General features: G+C 54.2%; 18 protein-coding genes, 1 tRNA gene and 1 pseudogene. 12 read left to right on the top strand and 8 right to left on the bottom strand.

Annotation, left to right across the window (positions count from 1 at the left end; translation table 11 throughout):
• The 6 genes and pseudogenes from ABYV26_RS08635 to ABYV26_RS08610 all read left to right on the top strand — a co-directional run.
• A pseudogene (locus ABYV26_RS08635) lies at positions 1–202 on the top strand (hypothetical protein); the annotation flags it as partial.
• A complete protein-coding gene (locus ABYV26_RS08630; RefSeq protein ID WP_372680081.1) occupies positions 199–531 on the top strand; it encodes a PilZ domain-containing protein in 333 nt (110 codons plus the stop codon). The pseudogene ABYV26_RS08635 and the gene ABYV26_RS08630, both read left to right, overlap by 4 nt.
• A 263-nt stretch (positions 532–794) precedes the next feature.
• Positions 795–2,381, top strand: coding sequence for a murein biosynthesis integral membrane protein MurJ (gene murJ / locus ABYV26_RS08625; protein ID WP_372680079.1), 1,587 nt, complete (start codon positions 795–797; stop codon positions 2,379–2,381).
• A 78-nt stretch (positions 2,382–2,459) separates the two neighbouring features.
• A complete protein-coding gene (locus ABYV26_RS08620) occupies positions 2,460–2,852 on the top strand; it encodes an ankyrin repeat domain-containing protein (RefSeq protein WP_372680077.1) in 393 nt (130 codons plus the stop codon).
• Between the two features lie 79 nt (positions 2,853–2,931).
• Complete coding sequence (locus ABYV26_RS08615) at positions 2,932–3,345, top strand: hypothetical protein (protein ID WP_372680075.1); 414 nt, start codon at positions 2,932–2,934, stop codon at positions 3,343–3,345.
• Positions 3,346–3,540: 195 nt separating this feature from the next.
• Entirely contained in the window at positions 3,541–4,176 is a 636-nt protein-coding gene (locus tag ABYV26_RS08610; protein ID WP_372680074.1) for an HU family DNA-binding protein, read from the top strand.
• A gap of 81 nt (positions 4,177–4,257) precedes the next feature.
• Here ABYV26_RS08610 and ABYV26_RS08605 read toward each other — a convergent pair whose 3' ends face one another.
• On the bottom strand, positions 4,258–5,262 hold the full coding sequence (locus ABYV26_RS08605) for a hypothetical protein (RefSeq protein WP_372680072.1): 1,005 nt from the start codon (positions 5,260–5,262) through the stop codon (positions 4,258–4,260).
• A 403-nt stretch (positions 5,263–5,665) separates the two neighbouring features.
• Here ABYV26_RS08605 and ABYV26_RS08600 point away from each other — a divergent pair, with 403 nt between their 5' ends.
• Positions 5,666–6,778 (top strand): EAL domain-containing protein, encoded by a 1,113-nt coding sequence (locus ABYV26_RS08600; RefSeq protein WP_372680071.1) that lies wholly within the window; start codon positions 5,666–5,668, stop codon positions 6,776–6,778.
• A gap of 151 nt (positions 6,779–6,929) precedes the next feature.
• Here ABYV26_RS08600 and ABYV26_RS08595 read toward each other — a convergent pair whose 3' ends face one another.
• Entirely contained in the window at positions 6,930–7,421 is a 492-nt protein-coding gene (locus ABYV26_RS08595; RefSeq protein WP_372680069.1) for a GFA family protein, read from the bottom strand.
• Between the two features lie 885 nt (positions 7,422–8,306).
• Between ABYV26_RS08595 and ABYV26_RS08590 the strand changes: the two genes are divergently transcribed.
• Positions 8,307–8,510 (top strand): AzlC family ABC transporter permease, encoded by a 204-nt coding sequence (locus ABYV26_RS08590; RefSeq protein ID WP_372680067.1) that lies wholly within the window; start codon positions 8,307–8,309, stop codon positions 8,508–8,510.
• Between the two features lie 33 nt (positions 8,511–8,543).
• Positions 8,544–8,927, top strand: a complete 384-nt coding sequence (locus tag ABYV26_RS08585) for a VOC family protein (RefSeq protein ID WP_372680066.1) — start codon at positions 8,544–8,546, stop codon at positions 8,925–8,927.
• Between the two features lie 230 nt (positions 8,928–9,157).
• Here ABYV26_RS08585 and ABYV26_RS08580 read toward each other — a convergent pair.
• The 4 genes from ABYV26_RS08580 to ABYV26_RS08565 all read right to left on the bottom strand — a co-directional run bounded on the left by ABYV26_RS08580 (position 9,158) and on the right by ABYV26_RS08565 (position 11,122).
• A tRNA-Glu gene (locus ABYV26_RS08580) sits at positions 9,158–9,232 on the bottom strand.
• Positions 9,233–9,294: 62 nt separating this feature from the next.
• Positions 9,295–9,513: a PLDc N-terminal domain-containing protein gene (locus tag ABYV26_RS08575; protein ID WP_372680065.1), complete on the bottom strand. Its 219-nt coding sequence runs from the start codon at positions 9,511–9,513 to the stop codon at positions 9,295–9,297.
• 6 nt (positions 9,514–9,519) lie between these two features.
• Positions 9,520–10,413 carry a lytic murein transglycosylase gene (locus tag ABYV26_RS08570; protein WP_372680063.1) on the bottom strand — a complete coding sequence of 298 codons (894 nt, stop codon included), beginning with the start codon at positions 10,411–10,413 and terminating at the stop codon, positions 9,520–9,522.
• 232 nt (positions 10,414–10,645) lie between these two features.
• Positions 10,646–11,122, bottom strand: a complete 477-nt coding sequence (locus ABYV26_RS08565) for a PHP domain-containing protein (protein ID WP_372680061.1) — start codon at positions 11,120–11,122, stop codon at positions 10,646–10,648.
• A gap of 286 nt (positions 11,123–11,408) precedes the next feature.
• Here ABYV26_RS08565 and radA point away from each other — a divergent pair, with 286 nt between their 5' ends.
• The 3 genes from radA (at position 11,409) to ABYV26_RS08550 (ending at position 14,296) form a co-directional block, all read left to right on the top strand.
• Entirely contained in the window at positions 11,409–12,773 is a 1,365-nt protein-coding gene (radA, locus tag ABYV26_RS08560; RefSeq protein WP_372680060.1) for a DNA repair protein RadA, read from the top strand.
• 164 nt (positions 12,774–12,937) lie between these two features.
• Positions 12,938–13,540, top strand: a complete 603-nt coding sequence (locus tag ABYV26_RS08555; protein ID WP_372680058.1) for an RlmE family RNA methyltransferase — start codon at positions 12,938–12,940, stop codon at positions 13,538–13,540.
• 12 nt (positions 13,541–13,552) lie between these two features.
• A complete protein-coding gene (locus ABYV26_RS08550) occupies positions 13,553–14,296 on the top strand; it encodes a YebC/PmpR family DNA-binding transcriptional regulator (protein WP_372680056.1) in 744 nt (247 codons plus the stop codon).
• 157 nt (positions 14,297–14,453) lie between these two features.
• Here ABYV26_RS08550 and nadA read toward each other — a convergent pair whose 3' ends face one another.
• Complete coding sequence (nadA, locus tag ABYV26_RS08545) at positions 14,454–15,350, bottom strand: quinolinate synthase NadA (protein WP_372680054.1); 897 nt, start codon at positions 15,348–15,350, stop codon at positions 14,454–14,456.
• Positions 15,351–15,360: 10 nt separating this feature from the next.
• The coding region (locus tag ABYV26_RS08540) for an outer membrane lipoprotein carrier protein LolA (protein WP_372680052.1) at positions 15,361–15,650 on the bottom strand (290 nt) is incomplete at its 5' end.

The raw sequence follows: 15,650 nt of genomic DNA, 5'->3' as shown, positions 1-15,650 counted from the left end.
GCAGGTTCTTTTGATCAGTACACCCCTGGAATCCGGTGACGACACCCCGGCACCCACCGTCGGCAGGTCATGTGTAAAAGGCAATCAGGCAAGGCAAATTAGGAATCCGTCTGCGGGCAAACCTGCCATCTTGCCGGCAGGACGCGTGGCGGCGTTGAAGCGTTCCGGTCGGTTGCCCAAAAAAATGGATCAAACGCAATGAAGCCCAAGCCGAATCGCCAAAAACGCTCGCGCCGCACCTCCTACATCATCGCCGAGTACACCGTCAAAGAGGGAACGCATCGGGATGTAATCAAGAACATTGGTGCGGGTGGCCTGTACATCCGGACTTCGAGAAAGGTTGCCGAAGGGCAACCCATCGTACTCGAATTTCCATTGTTTCGGTTTGACAACACCATTCGGGTAGCCGGACGGGTGGTTCGAATGGATTCCGATGGGTTCGCCGTGGCCTTCGATGAACTTCTGGATGCGTTGGAATCAAAAAATGGCCAGCTCCCTGACATCGTTCACGAGATCGATCGAAACCCCTGAAGCGAATCGGGGATTCACCCGTCGGAGTGATCACTGCCGTGGTTGTGCTGCGGGGTTGAGCGGCCCCCCGTTCCAACGGCATCCCATGCATACCAATCATGTGCGGCCACGACATCGATGCGGTCGGATGCCGCAATCGTTTCAACTTATTTCGTTTGACGTTCATGACCGGAACGCATAGTTTTATCCTCGTCCCCACGTCCCTTTAATCAACGGTTGCGTATCCCTTCTTGATCGGTGGATCCTCCAGCCAAAGGGTTCAAATGAATCACCTCAAAGCGTCAGGTACGTTCAGCAACATGGGTGTGGCCACCCTTATCATGATGGCCAGTATTTTCCTCAGCCGCGTCACCGGCATCGCCAGAGAGATGGTGCTCGCCGCGCTGGCTGGCGCCGGAACGGAAGTCGATGCCTATCGCGTCGCTTTCGTGCTTCCCGAGATACTCAATCACATTCTGGCCAGCGGATTTTTATCGGTGACCTTCATTCCCATTTTCTCGCGCTACCTGGCCGAAGAAAAGGAAAAAGAAGGATGGCAAACCTTTTCAAATATTTCGACGGTATTTGGCGCCCTGCTGATTGTGCTCATTGTGACGGGCATGATGGTGGCTCCCATCGTGGTCCCCCTATTGGCACCTGGGCGACAGGACCCTCAATTTATCGCTCTGGCGGTAAGAATGACACGGATTACCCTGCCGGCCCAATTCTTCTTTTTCGCCGGAGGGATGCTGATGGCAGTTCAATACGCAAAGAAACGCTTTTTGTTTCCGGCCATGGCGCCTTTGATCTACAATCTCGGGATCATTTCCGGCGGGTGGTTGCTCGGCCGCCGGTTGGGCGTGGAGGGTTTCTGCTGGGGGGCGCTGGCGGGCGCAGCCGTTGGCAGCTTTGCGTTCCAAATTCTCGGTGCCGTCCGAATCGGAATAAAATTTCGTCCCATTATCGACTTCACCCACCCAGACCTCAGGCGTTATATCCTGTTGACATTGCCCCTGATGATCGGGCTGACCATGGTTTTTTCGACAGAACTGTTCTCAAAATTCTTCGGCAGCTTCCTGTCAGCGGGGGCCATTGCGTGGATTGATTATGCCATGCGTGTCATGCTCATGTTGGTTGGTTTCTTCGGACAGGCCGTGGGGGTCGCCTCCTATCCCTATATGGCTCAGCTGGCCGTTCAAGGGCGCCTGTCGGAATTGAATGATCTCATCAACTCCATCTTGCGCTATCTATCCATCGTTATCCCTGTTTCCGTTCTGATCGCCGTGCTGCGGCATGAAATTGTCCACGTGCTTTTTGAACGGGGCCGATTTACTCCCGAAGATACGAAAATGACGGCCTTGACGTTGTCCTGTTTGATGATCGGGGCAGTTGCCTTTATCTCCCAAACCGTCGTCAACCGAGGTTTTTATGCGACTCAGAACACCCTTGTGCCGGCGGTTTTCGGCACCATTGCCGTAGTTCTGAGCCTGCCGATATACTGGATGGGGCTAAAGCTTTTCGGCGTTGCCGGGGTGGGGCTGGCCATTTCCGCGTCCGCCCTAATCCAGACCGTTTTTCTTTTTTCCATCTGGAATCGGCGCAGCAACAATACGGCCGCCATTGGTGTGTATCGCGCCTATCTGAACAGCGCCATTGGCACACTGGTCATCGGGGCAATCCTCTGGTCGGTGCACGGGGCGCTTGTTATGCGCATTGAAAGCCAAACCCTGATCGCCAACCTGGCCGTGATCAGCATCGTCTCAGGGGTTTTCGTTGTGCTAACCGGGTTGTGGGGTTGGATCTTTAAAATCGAGGCCATCCAATATATATTCAATCGCGTCGCATCCTCGACGTTCCTGAAAAAAAGCTGACGCGGTTTATTCAGCGGTGTCACCTTTTACTTTTCTCTCGACACGTCAAATCGTAGGGTCTGTTTTGGAAATTGGTCCATGGAAAACGTTATTAAAATCTTGCCCATTATCGTAGTCGTCCTGGTTGTTTTTCTCATCAGGGAAGGGCTCTCATTTTACAGGTATGTGAAGTATTGCAAACTTCATGAAGCAGCCAAGACCGGAAAAATAGTGAAAGCGCGCAGGCTCCTTGAAGAGGGGCATCCGGTAAATGCCGTGGATCCCAACTTCGGTTTGACGCCGCTTCATTTTGCCGTACGAAACGGTCATGTCGAGATCGCCCGATTGCTCATCGAAAATGGCGCGGATCTCACCCAGCCGTCAACTGCGGGTATAACCCCGCTCGACTGGACCTCAGCCTACCTTGACCCTGACCAACGCGCTGAGCTGTTGCGGGGGACCGCGGGTGAGGCGGACACCGATGCGGTGTAGTCCATGTTTACACTATAGTGGCGATTGTATAGGATGATAAAGTACTTTCATTTATATCGATAGAATAAAGGAATCCATCATGGCGATTCATCTGTTACCTCTGGCCAAACTGGCTCTCATGGCCGGAAAAGCGGGGACATCCAAAGCCACCGGCGCTGCCATGGTCAAACAAGCGGCGTCCCTCTCGGCGAGCAAACAGTTACCCGGTTGGGTGGTAAAGGGGGCATTGGCCGGCTTGATCGGATTCAAGCTGCTGTTTCTATTGGTCCTGGCCCATAAACGCAACGTGTTCAAATCGCCCACCCAAGTCGGCAGCGCCTGCCCCAGCTGTAAACATTTTGTCAATTTAAATGAAATCTCCCGCGCCTTCAATCCCCGACTGATCGATAAAGAGTTTATCTTCAGTGGAACCTGTCCGTCATGCAACGCAGTCATCTCTATTCGGGACAGTGGTCTGAAATCCATCTCCAGAAGCAATCCCCCGGTTAGATAAGATAGGCACCAACTCCTTGACAAGAAACAGAATTTTTGTAAATGTGGAGTAATTCCAACGGGCAGAACCACGCCTGTCTGCCGGAAGGGTCACTGACGATCAAAGTGACGTAATTGATCGGACGCACCGACTGCTCGGCATCATTGGCATCATCTTTCCAACCGTAATGATCGCCTGGATCAGGTAGGAGAAACCATGGCACTGACCAAACAGCGCATCATCAAACAAGTACATAATGAACTCGGGTTTCCCAAGAATCAATCCGTTGAGATCGTAGAATCCCTCCTTGAGATCATCAAGGCAGCGTTGGGGTCCGGGGACGATCTGCTGGTAAGCGGGTTCGGCAAGTTCTGCATCCGGGACAAGAAGGAACGCAAGGGCCGCAACCTGATCACCGGTGAGCATATCGTCCTTCCGGCAAGACGGGTGGTGACATTCAGGTGCTCCGGCAAGTTGCGCGAAAAGATGAACTTCCCCATGAAACCAAGGTCAGATCGACGCCGATATCCCCGCAATGCCGCAGCCTTTGCCGTGAAATACACCGTCGACTCGGTGACGTATCGGGATCTGGTCAGAAACGTCAGCGTGGGAGGCATCTATATTGGCAACTGGAGAGCGATCACGGATGGCCAGCGGATCAGCCTGCAGTTCCTGGTTTCTGATTTCGACAATAAGCCCGGTGTCATGGGAACGGTGATGCGCTCTCAGGACAAAGGGTTTGCAGTAATATTTGACCATCCGATTGAAGAGAAAATTTGCCGGACCGGTCAGGACCCTGGAATAGAAATTGAGCGTTATCGATCCATACAACTTCAAGCTCATGCGCGTTGACGCCTCCACCAACGGCATGGAACCTGAGGATAGAGCCTGCCAAACCGGCATTAAACCTGACGGCTGTCTGTACCCTCCTCGCTAAAAATCATCCCAGAACAAATCCACGGAAACCGTATCATAGTCGCCATCCCCATCGGTATCTGTTTCCACCTTGAACAGACCCGCTGAGAGGCACGTCAATCTTGCCATGGTTGGGCCGCCTGCCGAACCGTTCTCTCCTTCCGCAATCAGTATGCCCGCCGATGGAACCTGGTCGGTCGTATCAACGACGAGCGCCTGCTGAGTAGACAGCACGACATAACCGTATTGGGGACTATAGAAGTTGCCGAAAATCGTCATCGACATGGTGGGACCGGTTTCCACGACGTCCATCTGATAGTCCTTGATCCAGAATACGTCGCCGCCGATGCCATCCTGGAACAGCATGTCGACGGTGATGGCCATGTTGGCGGGGTGATTGACGATCACCAAGGTGCCATCAATGATGTATGTTTCAGATGATTCTGTGCATGTCAGGTAGCTGAAACCGAAGCTTGCATTCACGATTTCGTCCGTTGACAGATTGATCTTTCCGGAAAAATCGGTGCTGCCGTTCAGCGACACATTGGATTCGCAGTAGCTTGAAAATGTCAGACTGCCGGAGAAAGCACCAGTCACATCATCGACTTGAATAATACCGGTGGCTTGCCCACCGCAGGGGCCATAGATTGTTTCTTGCTCGGTCACCAGCGTCCGTTCTGCGCCCATCTCATGCAGTGAAACCGTCTTCAGGTCAGCGACCGCGTTTTGCATGATGGTCGCCGGAGCATACACCCTCAACCGCTGGGTATCAGAAGTGCCACCGCCCTCGCTTAACGCGGCAAACCCGGTTAGCGGGTTACCGCTGGTTCCTCCGTTTACTGCCCCGACGGCAATTTCAGCCGCGTTTGAATCGGTGATGATCGCCCGGTCAGTTGACCCTGTGTACGATAACGATGTGGGACTGACTGCATTCGTACCACCGCCGCCGCCACCGCATCCAGTAAAGATCAGTATGGCGATGACAACGACCCAGACTCCCTTCATCATCCATTGGTGTGTCAAGGCAGGTCTCCTTCCAAAATCGGGTTGGGGGAAAGCGTCTCCAATGACGCCGAAGTATATCGACCAACTGTCGGTTGTCAATATGAAGGTCGACTGCAATTAAAATAAATTTTAAAGAAGCCATTTTGAAAATACTGATGAGGCGGGGATCTGATGCTGGTGTTACAGCAGGCAAACTAAATACTATATTGCAATAGGATCAAGTGACTTCAAAATTGAGCCCTCCCCGCGACCCCGATGAGCGGGGTCGCGGCTTCGCTCCGACAAGCGGCAGAGAATGCATTCGCTATCGCGGTCCACAATGGACACTGAATTAATTAACTTAAGAAAAAACCCTTAATACCGAAGACCATTATGGTGAAGACACAATTTTAATTATGATTGATTGCAATAAAGAGACAACATGCAATGGTGCTTAGAGGCTGTGGCGGATGCAGGTAGGAAATGGCTGGTTTGCATCGAGTCAGTTCCTTTTGTGATTGGCCGCGCAGATGACTGCGATCTTAAGCTAATCGACGATCGAATCTCCAGACATCACTGCGAAATTCGCATAAGCAGTGATCTGCTGTGGATTCGGGATCTAGAGAGCACAAATGGCACTCATGTCAATGAAAAGAGAATCAAGCATGCCGAATTGCTCGAACCAGACGACATCATCTCAATTGAAAAATATGAGTTTAAGGTAAAGCGATTCAGCGTTTCAACCGCTGCTGCATCGGACGAGACCATACACTCGACGATTACTAAAGACATCAGCGACCTTTCTTTTTTTGAGCCAAAGTTGCAGAAGTTGATTCAACGTCGAAAGGTCGTTCCTCATTTTCAACCGGTAGCAAGATTTTCTGATCTGACTGAGGTCGGGTACGAGATCCTGGGGCGTGTTGACGATGAAGAATTGCCATCGAACCCATCTGAACTGTTAGACATGGCGGCGTGTTTGGGTTTGGCCTCCGACCTGAGCTCCCTTTTCCGTGAAGTAGGGGTGGAGATGGGGAAAAACTTGCCTGGATCACCCTTGCTGTTCGTAAATACAACTCAGCTTGAAATCTACGAAATAGATGCCCTTTTGGCATCTCTGCGGCGGATTCGTGAAATCGCCCCGTTCAGCAAGATCGTGTTGGAAATAAATGAAAAAGCGGCCGCCGATACCAATCAGTTCCCCCGACTACGCGATGCCTTGGGAAAAATGGATATGAGGCTGGCTTTCGATGATTTCGGTGTCGGACAGACTCGGTTGGTCGATCTTTCAACCATATCTCCGGATTATCTCAAGTTCGACATCTCCTTGATCCGCCAAGTTCACTTAGCGCCAAAGCGACTGCATCAGATGATTTCGACGTTTATCAAAGCATCCCACGACCTTGGCATACTCACCCTCGCAGAAGGCATTGAATGCGCTGAAGAAGCAGAGGTATGCAATCAGCTTGGATTTGATCTGGGGCAGGGTTTTTTCTTTGGAAGGCCTGCACCTATCACTGCGAACGAAATCAATCTTAATTCTACCCAAGGCGCTTGATTCGATTAACCCACCTCACCTTATGGACCAGATCTACCAGGCAAGGTATAAAAGTATATATTAAGGTATTTAGTTTGGTGGTGGCCGGTTGTGAGCAGCTCCCGCCGACCACATCTGTCAAAATTGACGATACCAATGGTAGGATACGATACTATAGTAGTTTGGAGCTACCCTTGTGACCGGACCACTTGGGCAAGTCGTCGTTTATGTCGACAACCCGCAGGCTGTAAAAAATGTGGCAGGTTGGTTTGAATGAAGTCGGGACTTTTGAAACATGCCCAAACTCGAAAAGGGACGGAAACGCGAGCCACATCCGGCGCCCCTCGTCGGCAATCAGGGTGCCACAGCAGCCGCAGCTGACTTTGCATGGCAGGATTCGCTCGTACTTGAGGCGTTCACTGTTGAAGAATCTAACGTGATCGGTTCCTGCCGTTATTCTAATGTCGCGCTTTCGAAAGATGGCTGCCCACTGCATGGGCGCTCCGTGAAGTTTCTGGCAGGACAGGCAATGGCAGATTTTGGCATCCAAAGGATCCGCACACACGTCGTATTGAACCTTACCGCAATGGCACCGCGCACGGTATTTGGATTTAAAATGCTTGTCCTCAACAGACGCATAATCCGGTCCGAATCCGTTTTTCATCGCCACTCCAATCGTTACGAAGTATCATTCTACACACAGGATGGGCGAGCTTGCCGATCTGCAGCATAGACGATCCATGGCCGACAATAGGGGGAAAAATCGGGACGCCCATATTTTACTTTGCCGAAACCGGCGCGACAAGAATTAACGACATGCGTGAGCGTGGCTAATTTTGTTCGATATACGGATGTGTGGCCTTTTAGGGTTAGGTTTTCAATCGAGTAAGATTGTCTTCCGAATACATTGCCACCCACTTTACGGCTTCGTCCACCGCACGAAAAACATGGATTGGTGTCCTCGATTCTGATGTCATTGGAACATGCGGCTTGGCTCATATTGTATATCACGGCTTACCAGAAAAGCCACTATAGCGTCATTTATCCCTGGAGGAAATCTTAAGGAGTATTGAGCCATCTCCATGACAGCCTCTGATTTTATAGAAGACCGGTTGGCATCTCTGAAATTCCATAGCCTCCCATCCCTTCCTTATACCTTTTGTCGGCTACAGCTGAATCAAGTGCGCTAAGAATTGCTTTACTGCTCAACGGGCCCGATAGCTTAATGCAGACAATATTTTTTTTCATCAATGCACAGATCCATGTCCCTCACCTTTGAGCAAAATCCCTAAGCACCCAACCAGAATGATTTCAAGCGGCAGAAGGACGAACTCCAGGCCGTGGAAATGCCTTTGGGAGAAGGAAGCCGGTCGTTAACCGGAGGACGGGGATATTGGTCAGCTGACACAGTTGCGGTGACAGGGTAAGCGAGGTTGGCATGGGAAATTCGATCATAGCTTGGAGGTCCGGTCCCGGCTTACCGGATGATACTATAGCAATGGCAGTGTATTTTTAATGATGTTGCGTAGATGGTAGAGAAGCAGTAGAGATGACAGGTAGGAAAGATGCTTTTTTCGGTGGCATCAAAGCCCTTTCCCCGATCTTTTGGGGAGTGACCCCGTTCGACCTAATCGCCGGCATATCGTCTATCAATAGGGGCTTGAACGAACTCGAGGCGCTGGGTATGTCGGTTGTTGTTTTTTCCGGTGCCGCCCAACTGGCCGTCGTGGGTCTTATGGACAGACGCCCATGAACCAATCATATCTGAATGAGAAAGGAATATGGCATGACCTATCGGTTCCACCACATCCATCTGCTGTGCACCAATCTTGAAAACACCATCGATTTCTTTACCCAGGCGTTTGGAGCCGAACTTGTGGCTCGCAAGCAGTTCGGCCAGGCAAATGGTGCCTCCTTGAGTCTGAACGGAACCACCATCAACCTCAGGGTAGCCGCGGAGGACGAAACCGTCAATGCGGACGCACCACTGCCTATTTACGGCTATCATCATATGTGCGTCGAGGTCGACAACCTGGATGCCGCCTATAGGGAGCTCAGAGATAAGAAAATTGAATGTAGCGTCCCTCCCCGAAATACGCCCGACAACCTCCGAGTTGCATTTTTCAAGGGGCCGGACGATATCGTTATCGAGGTGTTGCAACAGCTTTAAGGGCATCCGAAGCGTATTGCCACAAAAGAAGAATTAGACACCCGCGAGCTTGGGTTAACGATCAATTGGTTCATGCCGTGAATGAAGTCGGGAGACGACCGGTTACCGGCACCAGAACAAGCAAAGTTCTTTGATGCACGTGGGCCGATGATATTCATTTTGAAGAGCGGTGGGTGAAATAAACGGACAGAAAAAGGGTTAGCGAAGTTTGCTAACCCTTAGTTTTTATGTGGTGATCCCAGCGGGATTCGAACCCGCGTTACCGGCGTGAGAGGCCGACGTCCTAACCACTAGACGATGGGACCATTAAAAAAACAGTGGCTTGCTTATAGAAAAGACCCATTTTTGTCAAACAGTATTTTAATCGTCAATCCACCGGCGCATCGATAGCGGGCCGTTTGCCCTTTCTGAAGCCGAAGAGAAAATAGACCGTCACGCCGATGAACGGAACCAGGGCTGTTACAAATGCCCAGAGGGCTTTCATCTGGATTGACCCGAAATCCTTGCGGGCGATGTCTAAAAGAGCAACGCACGTGATCAGGAAAAACACAACGCCGGTGAGAACGACGAACATGCCGGTGCTCATGGAGGGTCAACCTTTCAATTTATCCGCGATGTCGAGGATGGTGTCCACGTAATACTTGCTGTGGTTGTAGTGGTAAACCACTTTGAACGCCTCGTCCCGGGTGAGCCCCGGTTTCCATCCAAAATGCTTCAGGTAGCTGGCAATGCTGGAGATGGCGTCGGCATGTACGAACAGGTCCACCTGTCCGTCGGCGTTGCCGTCTTTGCCATAGGGGGCGATGTTGCTGGGCATGAACTGGGAGATCCCCATGGCGCCGGCGTATGACCCCTTGATGATGGTAGGGTCCATACCTTCCTTTTCCGTGTAGGTCAGAAAGGCTTTGAGCTCCCGATAGGCCCAGCTGGATTTCTGATCCGCTTTTTTTTCAAATTTTTCGCGCGACATTCTTCTGTGGTCATCCGGCAAGTCGTCCCAGATCGCCTGGCGGGGTTGATCCTCGGTCATGACAGAAAGGGTGGCCAGGGTGTTGATCACCGATTTGTTGCCCACATAGGTGCCCAGTTTGGTCTCCACGAGTATGATGGCCGTGATCACCTCCTTGTCGACCGCGAATGTCTCCTCCGCGAATGCCAGTGCCTCTTGGTGTTCCTTCATGTACTTCTTGGCCGATGCGATATTCCATATGCGGGTGAACTGCTTGTAGTTCAGCTTGGATTCGTTGTGCATGAAATAGGCGCTGACGCCTCCCGCTTCGAAGGACACATCGGGACTGGCAAAGATGGCTTTGATGCGAGCGTTGTCGAAGCCATCCGCGACCAGCCTTTTTTCGAGCGCATCGAAAGGCTCCGCCGCATCGGCGGCAACCGCCGAGAAAAACGACCCTGCCAGCAATGTGATCAGGATGGCCATGCCGCACAGCGTACACCATCCGTTTTCACATTTCAGTCTATCGTTGAGCATGAGCACTAGTCTCCTCAAGTATGATCAGGTGTGTTCCCTTCCCCCTTTTCCCTCGATGGTATGGAAAATAGGGGCAGGATCCGGCTTTCCCAAAGTGGCACGGTTTCCCGCCGGCGATGGGAAAAACCGGCCAGATGTTTTAGCGTGCCAGGGCCAGGTCTTTCACGCGGATCTTTCGCAGAATACCAAAAAATCCGTTCACAACGGACTGCGATGGACGCTATTGGAACTTTTAAGGCAGATCCAAATGACATATCACATCAAAGCGATCATAATCCAGCATTGATTCCAGCACGCCGAGGTATTTCGGGTAGACGCCGTCGGGGCTGAGTTCTCCCCGGGCCCATGCTGAGCGCTGGGACACCACGCCGTCACCGTCGAGGAAGTGAACACCGCCTCCCACTACATCGAGGTCGAAGGTGTCGACGATCTCGATGCACCGGTCTACCTGGCGGGGTGAAAAGTCAATTTCCAGCCCCACCCGGACGCTGATCCGCGCTCGGAAATGTTGCGCCAGCCGACGGGCCGCATTCACGTACATGGGCCCTTCCCTGGAAAACATGGCGTTGGCGCGCCCCGCTGCCTGGAATGTCAGATGGTCCAGAAAACAGATGGTGGCAAGCTCTTTTCCCACAGCCGCCCGGACATACTGCTCCATGGTGCCGGTGGCGTGGTTGCAAAGGCTCGTATGGACATGGTAATCGATCATGGCTTGAGGATTCGTAATACGTTCGATTTCTGCGTTGCGCTTCGCCCCTCGTCACTGCGGCGTACCTGTATGTACGCAGCCTACGGCACCCGTGATAGCGGTATTCCCGGGACTCGCGAGCCTTGATCTCGAGCGTCCTACGAATCCTTCGGATATTCGGCTTTTCAGGCCATTATCATAGTTGGCAACGTTCCGGATAAGGGTTCAATTGACATGGGCTTGCTGCCATGTCAAATCAATAGCCTTGCAGTCTTTAATTCCTCCAAGACAGGCACTGGAAATTAACATGGCACGAAAATCTGCAAAAACCCTTTTTGTCTGCCAGTCCTGCGGCTATGAGTCGGCCAAGTGGATGGGCCGGTGCACCGAATGCGGCGCCTGGGACAGCTTTGCCGAAGAGGTGCGGCGGACAGCTGCGGCCGGAAGCAAAATCATGGCCGAAAAAGGCAACCGCCCGGTTCCCATCGACGCCGTTGAAATTCTCGATGAGGAACGGATGTCCACCGGCATCGACGAATTCGACCGGGTGTTGGGCGGCGGATTGGTGGCCGGCACCCTGGTGTTGATCGGCGGAGACCCGGGCATCGGCAAATCCACGATCATGCTCCAGGTCCTGCACGGCATCGCCAGCAGCGGCCGCCGGGTGCTGTATGTTTCCGGTGAAGAGTCGGTGCGCCAACTGCGCCTGCGCAGTCGGCGGCTGAAAACCCTATCGTCCGGCCTGCTGGTGGTATCGGAAATCGACATCGACGCGATCATGGCCATGGTGGAAAGCGAACGGCCGGACGTGCTCGTGGTGGATTCGATCCAGACGGTGTTCAGCCCGGAGATCACATCGGCACCGGGCAGTGTGAGCCAGGTGCGCGAGTCCACCATGCGGCTGATGCTCATGGCCAAGCGCACGGGCATCCCCACCTTCCTGGTGGGCCACGTGACCAAGGAAGGCACCATTGCCGGTCCGCGTCTGCTGGAGCACATGGTGGATACGGTGCTCTACTTCGAAGGGGACCGCAACCATGTGTTCCGCATCCTGCGGGCAGTGAAGAACCGCTTCGGCTCGACCAACGAAATCGGCGTCTTCGAGATGAAGGAGAGCGGCCTGTGCGAGGTAACCAACCCGTCGGCCGTGTTCCTGTCAGAACGGCCGGAAAACGCCCCGGGGTCCGTGGTGGCGGCCAGCATGGAAGGCACCCGCCCCATCCTGGTGGAGCTTCAGGCCCTGGTGTCGAGCACCAGCTTCGGCACTCCCCGGCGGACAATTCTGGGCCTGGACCATAACCGGGTGGCCCTGCTGGTGGCCGTGATGGAAAAGCAGCTGGGCATGCATCTGATGGGCCACGACATCTTCATGAACGTCGCCGGCGGCGTGAAGATTATGGAGCCGGCCGTAGACATGGGCATCGTGTCTGCCATCGCCTCCAGTTTTTTGGACCGGCCTATTCGCAAGGACACCATGGTAGTCGGCGAAGTCGGGCTGACCGGTGAGGTCCGGGCCGTGGGCAACGTGGACATCCGCATCTCCGAAGCGCGCAAAATGGGCTTCACCCGCATCGTCGCCCCTGCGGGCAGCCTGAAGCGGCTGCGGCGACCCAAGGACGTCACCCTCGAAGGCGTGGACACCGTCAGCGCGGCCGTCGAACTGTTGTTCTGACGCCTCCTCACCCCCAGGCCAGGCCGACGTCGGCTGACTCACCACCGCCTGGCCCCCAGGATGGCATCCACCAACCTGGGCGGGATGACAACACACTCATTATATTGGGTATTGAGTTCACCTCACCCCCATGGTTTGACTTGACTTGAAATGGGCGAAAAGATATGAAGCGAACCAATCGAAAAAAGAACCCGTGGGCGGATCACTACACCCGCCAGGCCCAAAAGGATAACTTCGCGGCCCGTTCGGTTTACAAACTCCAGGAAATCCAGAAAAAGTACCGGATTCTCAAACGGGGCGCGCGGGTTCTTGACTTGGGATGTGCGCCGGGGTCGTGGCTGCAGTTTGCCGCCCAGACGACCGGTCCAGACGGCCGACTGGTTGGCATTGACCTGACGCCGGTCACCATCGGGTTGCCGGACCACGTAACCGTGATCACGGGTGACGTGGCCGATCTCGAGGGGCACCTGGCCGATCTGGGACAAACCCGCTTCGATGTGGTGCTCAGTGACATGGCGCCGGCCACCACCGGCAACCGGCACGTTGACGAAGCCCGATCCATGGGTCTGTGCGAAGCGGCCCTGGGCATTGCCGAAAAGGCCCTGGTCCCCGGCGGCGGCTTCGTCTGCAAGATCTTCCAGGGGACTGATTTCAAGGCCTTTACGGAGGCCGTAAAAAGCCGTTTTGACCGGCAGGCGGCCTTCAGGCCCCAGAGCACGCGAAAAGCCAGCCGAGAGGTGTTTGTCATCGGATTAAGAAAAAAATAACAGGAGGTTTACATGTCAGGACATAACAAATGGTCTTCCATCAAGCACCGCAAAGGCGCTCAGGACGCCAAAAGGGGGAAGATCTTCACCAAATTGATCAAAGAAATTACGGTGGCCGCCCGCACGGGCGGGGGTGATCTGGACGCCAACCCCAGGCTGCGCACTGCCGTGGCCGCGGCCAAGGTTGAAAACATGCCCAAGGACAACATCGAAAGGGCCATCAAAAAAGGCACCGGCGAACTGGAAGGGGTCAACTACGAGGAGAACTCCTACGAAGGCTATGGCCCCGGCGGTGCCGCCATCCTGGTCGAGTCGTTGACGGACAACAAAAACCGTGCCGTGGCCGAAATCCGCCACATCTTCAATAAATACGGCGGCAATATGGGCGAAAATGGCTGCGTGGCCTGGATGTTCGACAACAAGGGCTATTTCAATGTGGACAAGGCCGCCGTCAACGAGGAGAAGCTGATGGAAGTGGCCCTGGAAGCCGGCGCCGAGGATGTGCGCGAAGAGGCCGACTGCTTCGAGGTCATCACCGCACCCGAAGACTTCGATGCCGTCAAGGAAGCCCTCGAGGCGGCGGCCATCCCTTTCAGCGACGCCGAGGTGACCATGCTGCCCCAGAATATGAGCCCGCTGGAGGGAAACGAGGCCGAACGCATGCTCAAACTGATGGAGGCCATGGACGACTGCGACGATGTTCAGAAAGTCTACACCAACGCCGACATTCCCGACGACATGGTCGATGCCATGTAACCCATTAACAGAATCCCAACAAAAACGGCCGGCCCCGCTGACGATGCGGTAGCCGGCCGTTTTTTCTGATGAGAGGCGGTTCCTTGCGGCGACAACGGGAGCCGATAACGCTGGTCGGTCACCGGCGGACACCTGTCCTTCAGACCCGATCCCTCTATTAACGCGAAAGATCGAGCATCCGGGTTACCGCGGCCAGGGCTGGGATACGGATATCCTCGGGGACCTTCACCTGGCCAGATAGGTTCTCCAGGCAGGCGGCCACGTCCGCGAGGCCGATCCGTTTCATGTTACGGCAAACCATCTTCTTTGAGGCCGGGTAGAACGTTTTGTCCGGATTCTGCTTTTGCATGGGGTGCAGCAGGCCGGTTTCCGTACCGACGATGAAGGCCTGGTGCGCCGAATTCCTGGCGAAGCGCAGCATGCCCGACGTGCTTTCCACCACATCCGCCAGGGCCAGCACATCCGGGCGGCATTCCGGATGGGCCATGAAGACGGCTTCGGGATGGTCGGCCTTGGCCTTGGCTGCATCGGCGGCCGTCAGCCACTCGTGTGTGGGGCAGTACCCGTCCCACACGTGGATGGTCTTGTTGGTTTTCGAAGCTGCGTACATGGCCAGATTGCGGTCGGGAGCCAGCAGCATCTCCTTTTCCGGCAGGCTGTTGACCACCTTGACCACGTTGGCCGAGGTGCAGCAGATGGTCGACAAGGCCTTGACTTCAGCCGTGGAGTTCACGTAGGTGACTACGGGCATAGGGGCCATGCTGGCTTTCTTGGCTTCCAGCGATTCGGCATCGATCATGTCGGCCATCAGGCAGCCGGCATCGGCACGCGGCAGCAGCACGGTCTTGTCCGGCGAGATGATGGAGGCTGTTTCGGCCATGAAGTGGACCCCGCAAAAGACGATCACGTCCGCATCGGTGTTGCCGGCCCGGATGCTCAGTTCCAGCGAATCCCCACACATGTCCGCCAGGTCCTGAATCTCGGGAGGCTGGTAGTTGTGGGCCAGCATGATGGCATTTTTTGCCTTGAGCAGCTTTTTAATGGCGTCTCGCATGATCATTTCCTCACGGATTCATTTGCAGCACATCTGCCCCCTCCGGCACGTCGAAGCGGAAAAGCGCTGCCGGCGGCGGATTGTCGAAGCTGACGTTTTTCAGTTCGATGCGGGTTTCATCCCCATATACGTTAAAGGTGGTGATCCGCACCAGGTCGTAAGTCTTTTTGACGATATCCAGCTCGACCGCCATCAGCTCAACCGAAGATGTGTTGGGCAACAGCTTGAGGCGGTAAAGATGGGGGGCGGTTGACGGCTCCAGGGACAACTGGAAACTTTTTCGGACCGTCTTGATGTTGG

The sequence above is a fragment of the Desulfosarcina sp. genome, from assembly GCF_041551955.1.
Taxonomy (GTDB): domain Bacteria; phylum Desulfobacterota; class Desulfobacteria; order Desulfobacterales; family Desulfosarcinaceae; genus Desulfosarcina.
This window is presented reverse-complemented; position numbering and strand designations above follow the sequence as displayed.

What these genes read in the sequence shown, in the direction of transcription:
- ABYV26_RS08600 (WP_372680071.1), top strand. Translation starts at nt 5,666, where the DNA reads ATGCAATGGTGCTTAGAGGCTGTGGCGGATGCAGGTAGGAAATGGCTG.
- ABYV26_RS08570 (WP_372680063.1), bottom strand. Translation starts at nt 10,413, where the DNA reads ATGCTCAACGATAGACTGAAATGTGAAAACGGATGGTGTACGCTGTGC.
- ABYV26_RS08565 (WP_372680061.1), bottom strand. Translation starts at nt 11,122, where the DNA reads ATGATCGATTACCATGTCCATACGAGCCTTTGCAACCACGCCACCGGC.
- ABYV26_RS08620 (WP_372680077.1), top strand. Translation starts at nt 2,460, where the DNA reads ATGGAAAACGTTATTAAAATCTTGCCCATTATCGTAGTCGTCCTGGTT.
- ABYV26_RS08575 (WP_372680065.1), bottom strand. Translation starts at nt 9,513, where the DNA reads ATGAGCACCGGCATGTTCGTCGTTCTCACCGGCGTTGTGTTTTTCCTG.
- ABYV26_RS08610 (WP_372680074.1), top strand. Translation starts at nt 3,541, where the DNA reads ATGGCACTGACCAAACAGCGCATCATCAAACAAGTACATAATGAACTC.
- murJ (WP_372680079.1), top strand. Translation starts at nt 795, where the DNA reads ATGAATCACCTCAAAGCGTCAGGTACGTTCAGCAACATGGGTGTGGCC.
- ABYV26_RS08585 (WP_372680066.1), top strand. Translation starts at nt 8,544, where the DNA reads ATGACCTATCGGTTCCACCACATCCATCTGCTGTGCACCAATCTTGAA.
- radA (WP_372680060.1), top strand. Translation starts at nt 11,409, where the DNA reads ATGGCACGAAAATCTGCAAAAACCCTTTTTGTCTGCCAGTCCTGCGGC.
- ABYV26_RS08630 (WP_372680081.1), top strand. Translation starts at nt 199, where the DNA reads ATGAAGCCCAAGCCGAATCGCCAAAAACGCTCGCGCCGCACCTCCTAC.
- nadA (WP_372680054.1), bottom strand. Translation starts at nt 15,350, where the DNA reads ATGCGAGACGCCATTAAAAAGCTGCTCAAGGCAAAAAATGCCATCATG.
- ABYV26_RS08555 (WP_372680058.1), top strand. Translation starts at nt 12,938, where the DNA reads ATGAAGCGAACCAATCGAAAAAAGAACCCGTGGGCGGATCACTACACC.
- ABYV26_RS08595 (WP_372680069.1), bottom strand. Translation starts at nt 7,421, where the DNA reads ATGAAAAACGGATTCGGACCGGATTATGCGTCTGTTGAGGACAAGCAT.
- ABYV26_RS08615 (WP_372680075.1), top strand. Translation starts at nt 2,932, where the DNA reads ATGGCGATTCATCTGTTACCTCTGGCCAAACTGGCTCTCATGGCCGGA.
- ABYV26_RS08550 (WP_372680056.1), top strand. Translation starts at nt 13,553, where the DNA reads ATGTCAGGACATAACAAATGGTCTTCCATCAAGCACCGCAAAGGCGCT.
- ABYV26_RS08590 (WP_372680067.1), top strand. Translation starts at nt 8,307, where the DNA reads ATGACAGGTAGGAAAGATGCTTTTTTCGGTGGCATCAAAGCCCTTTCC.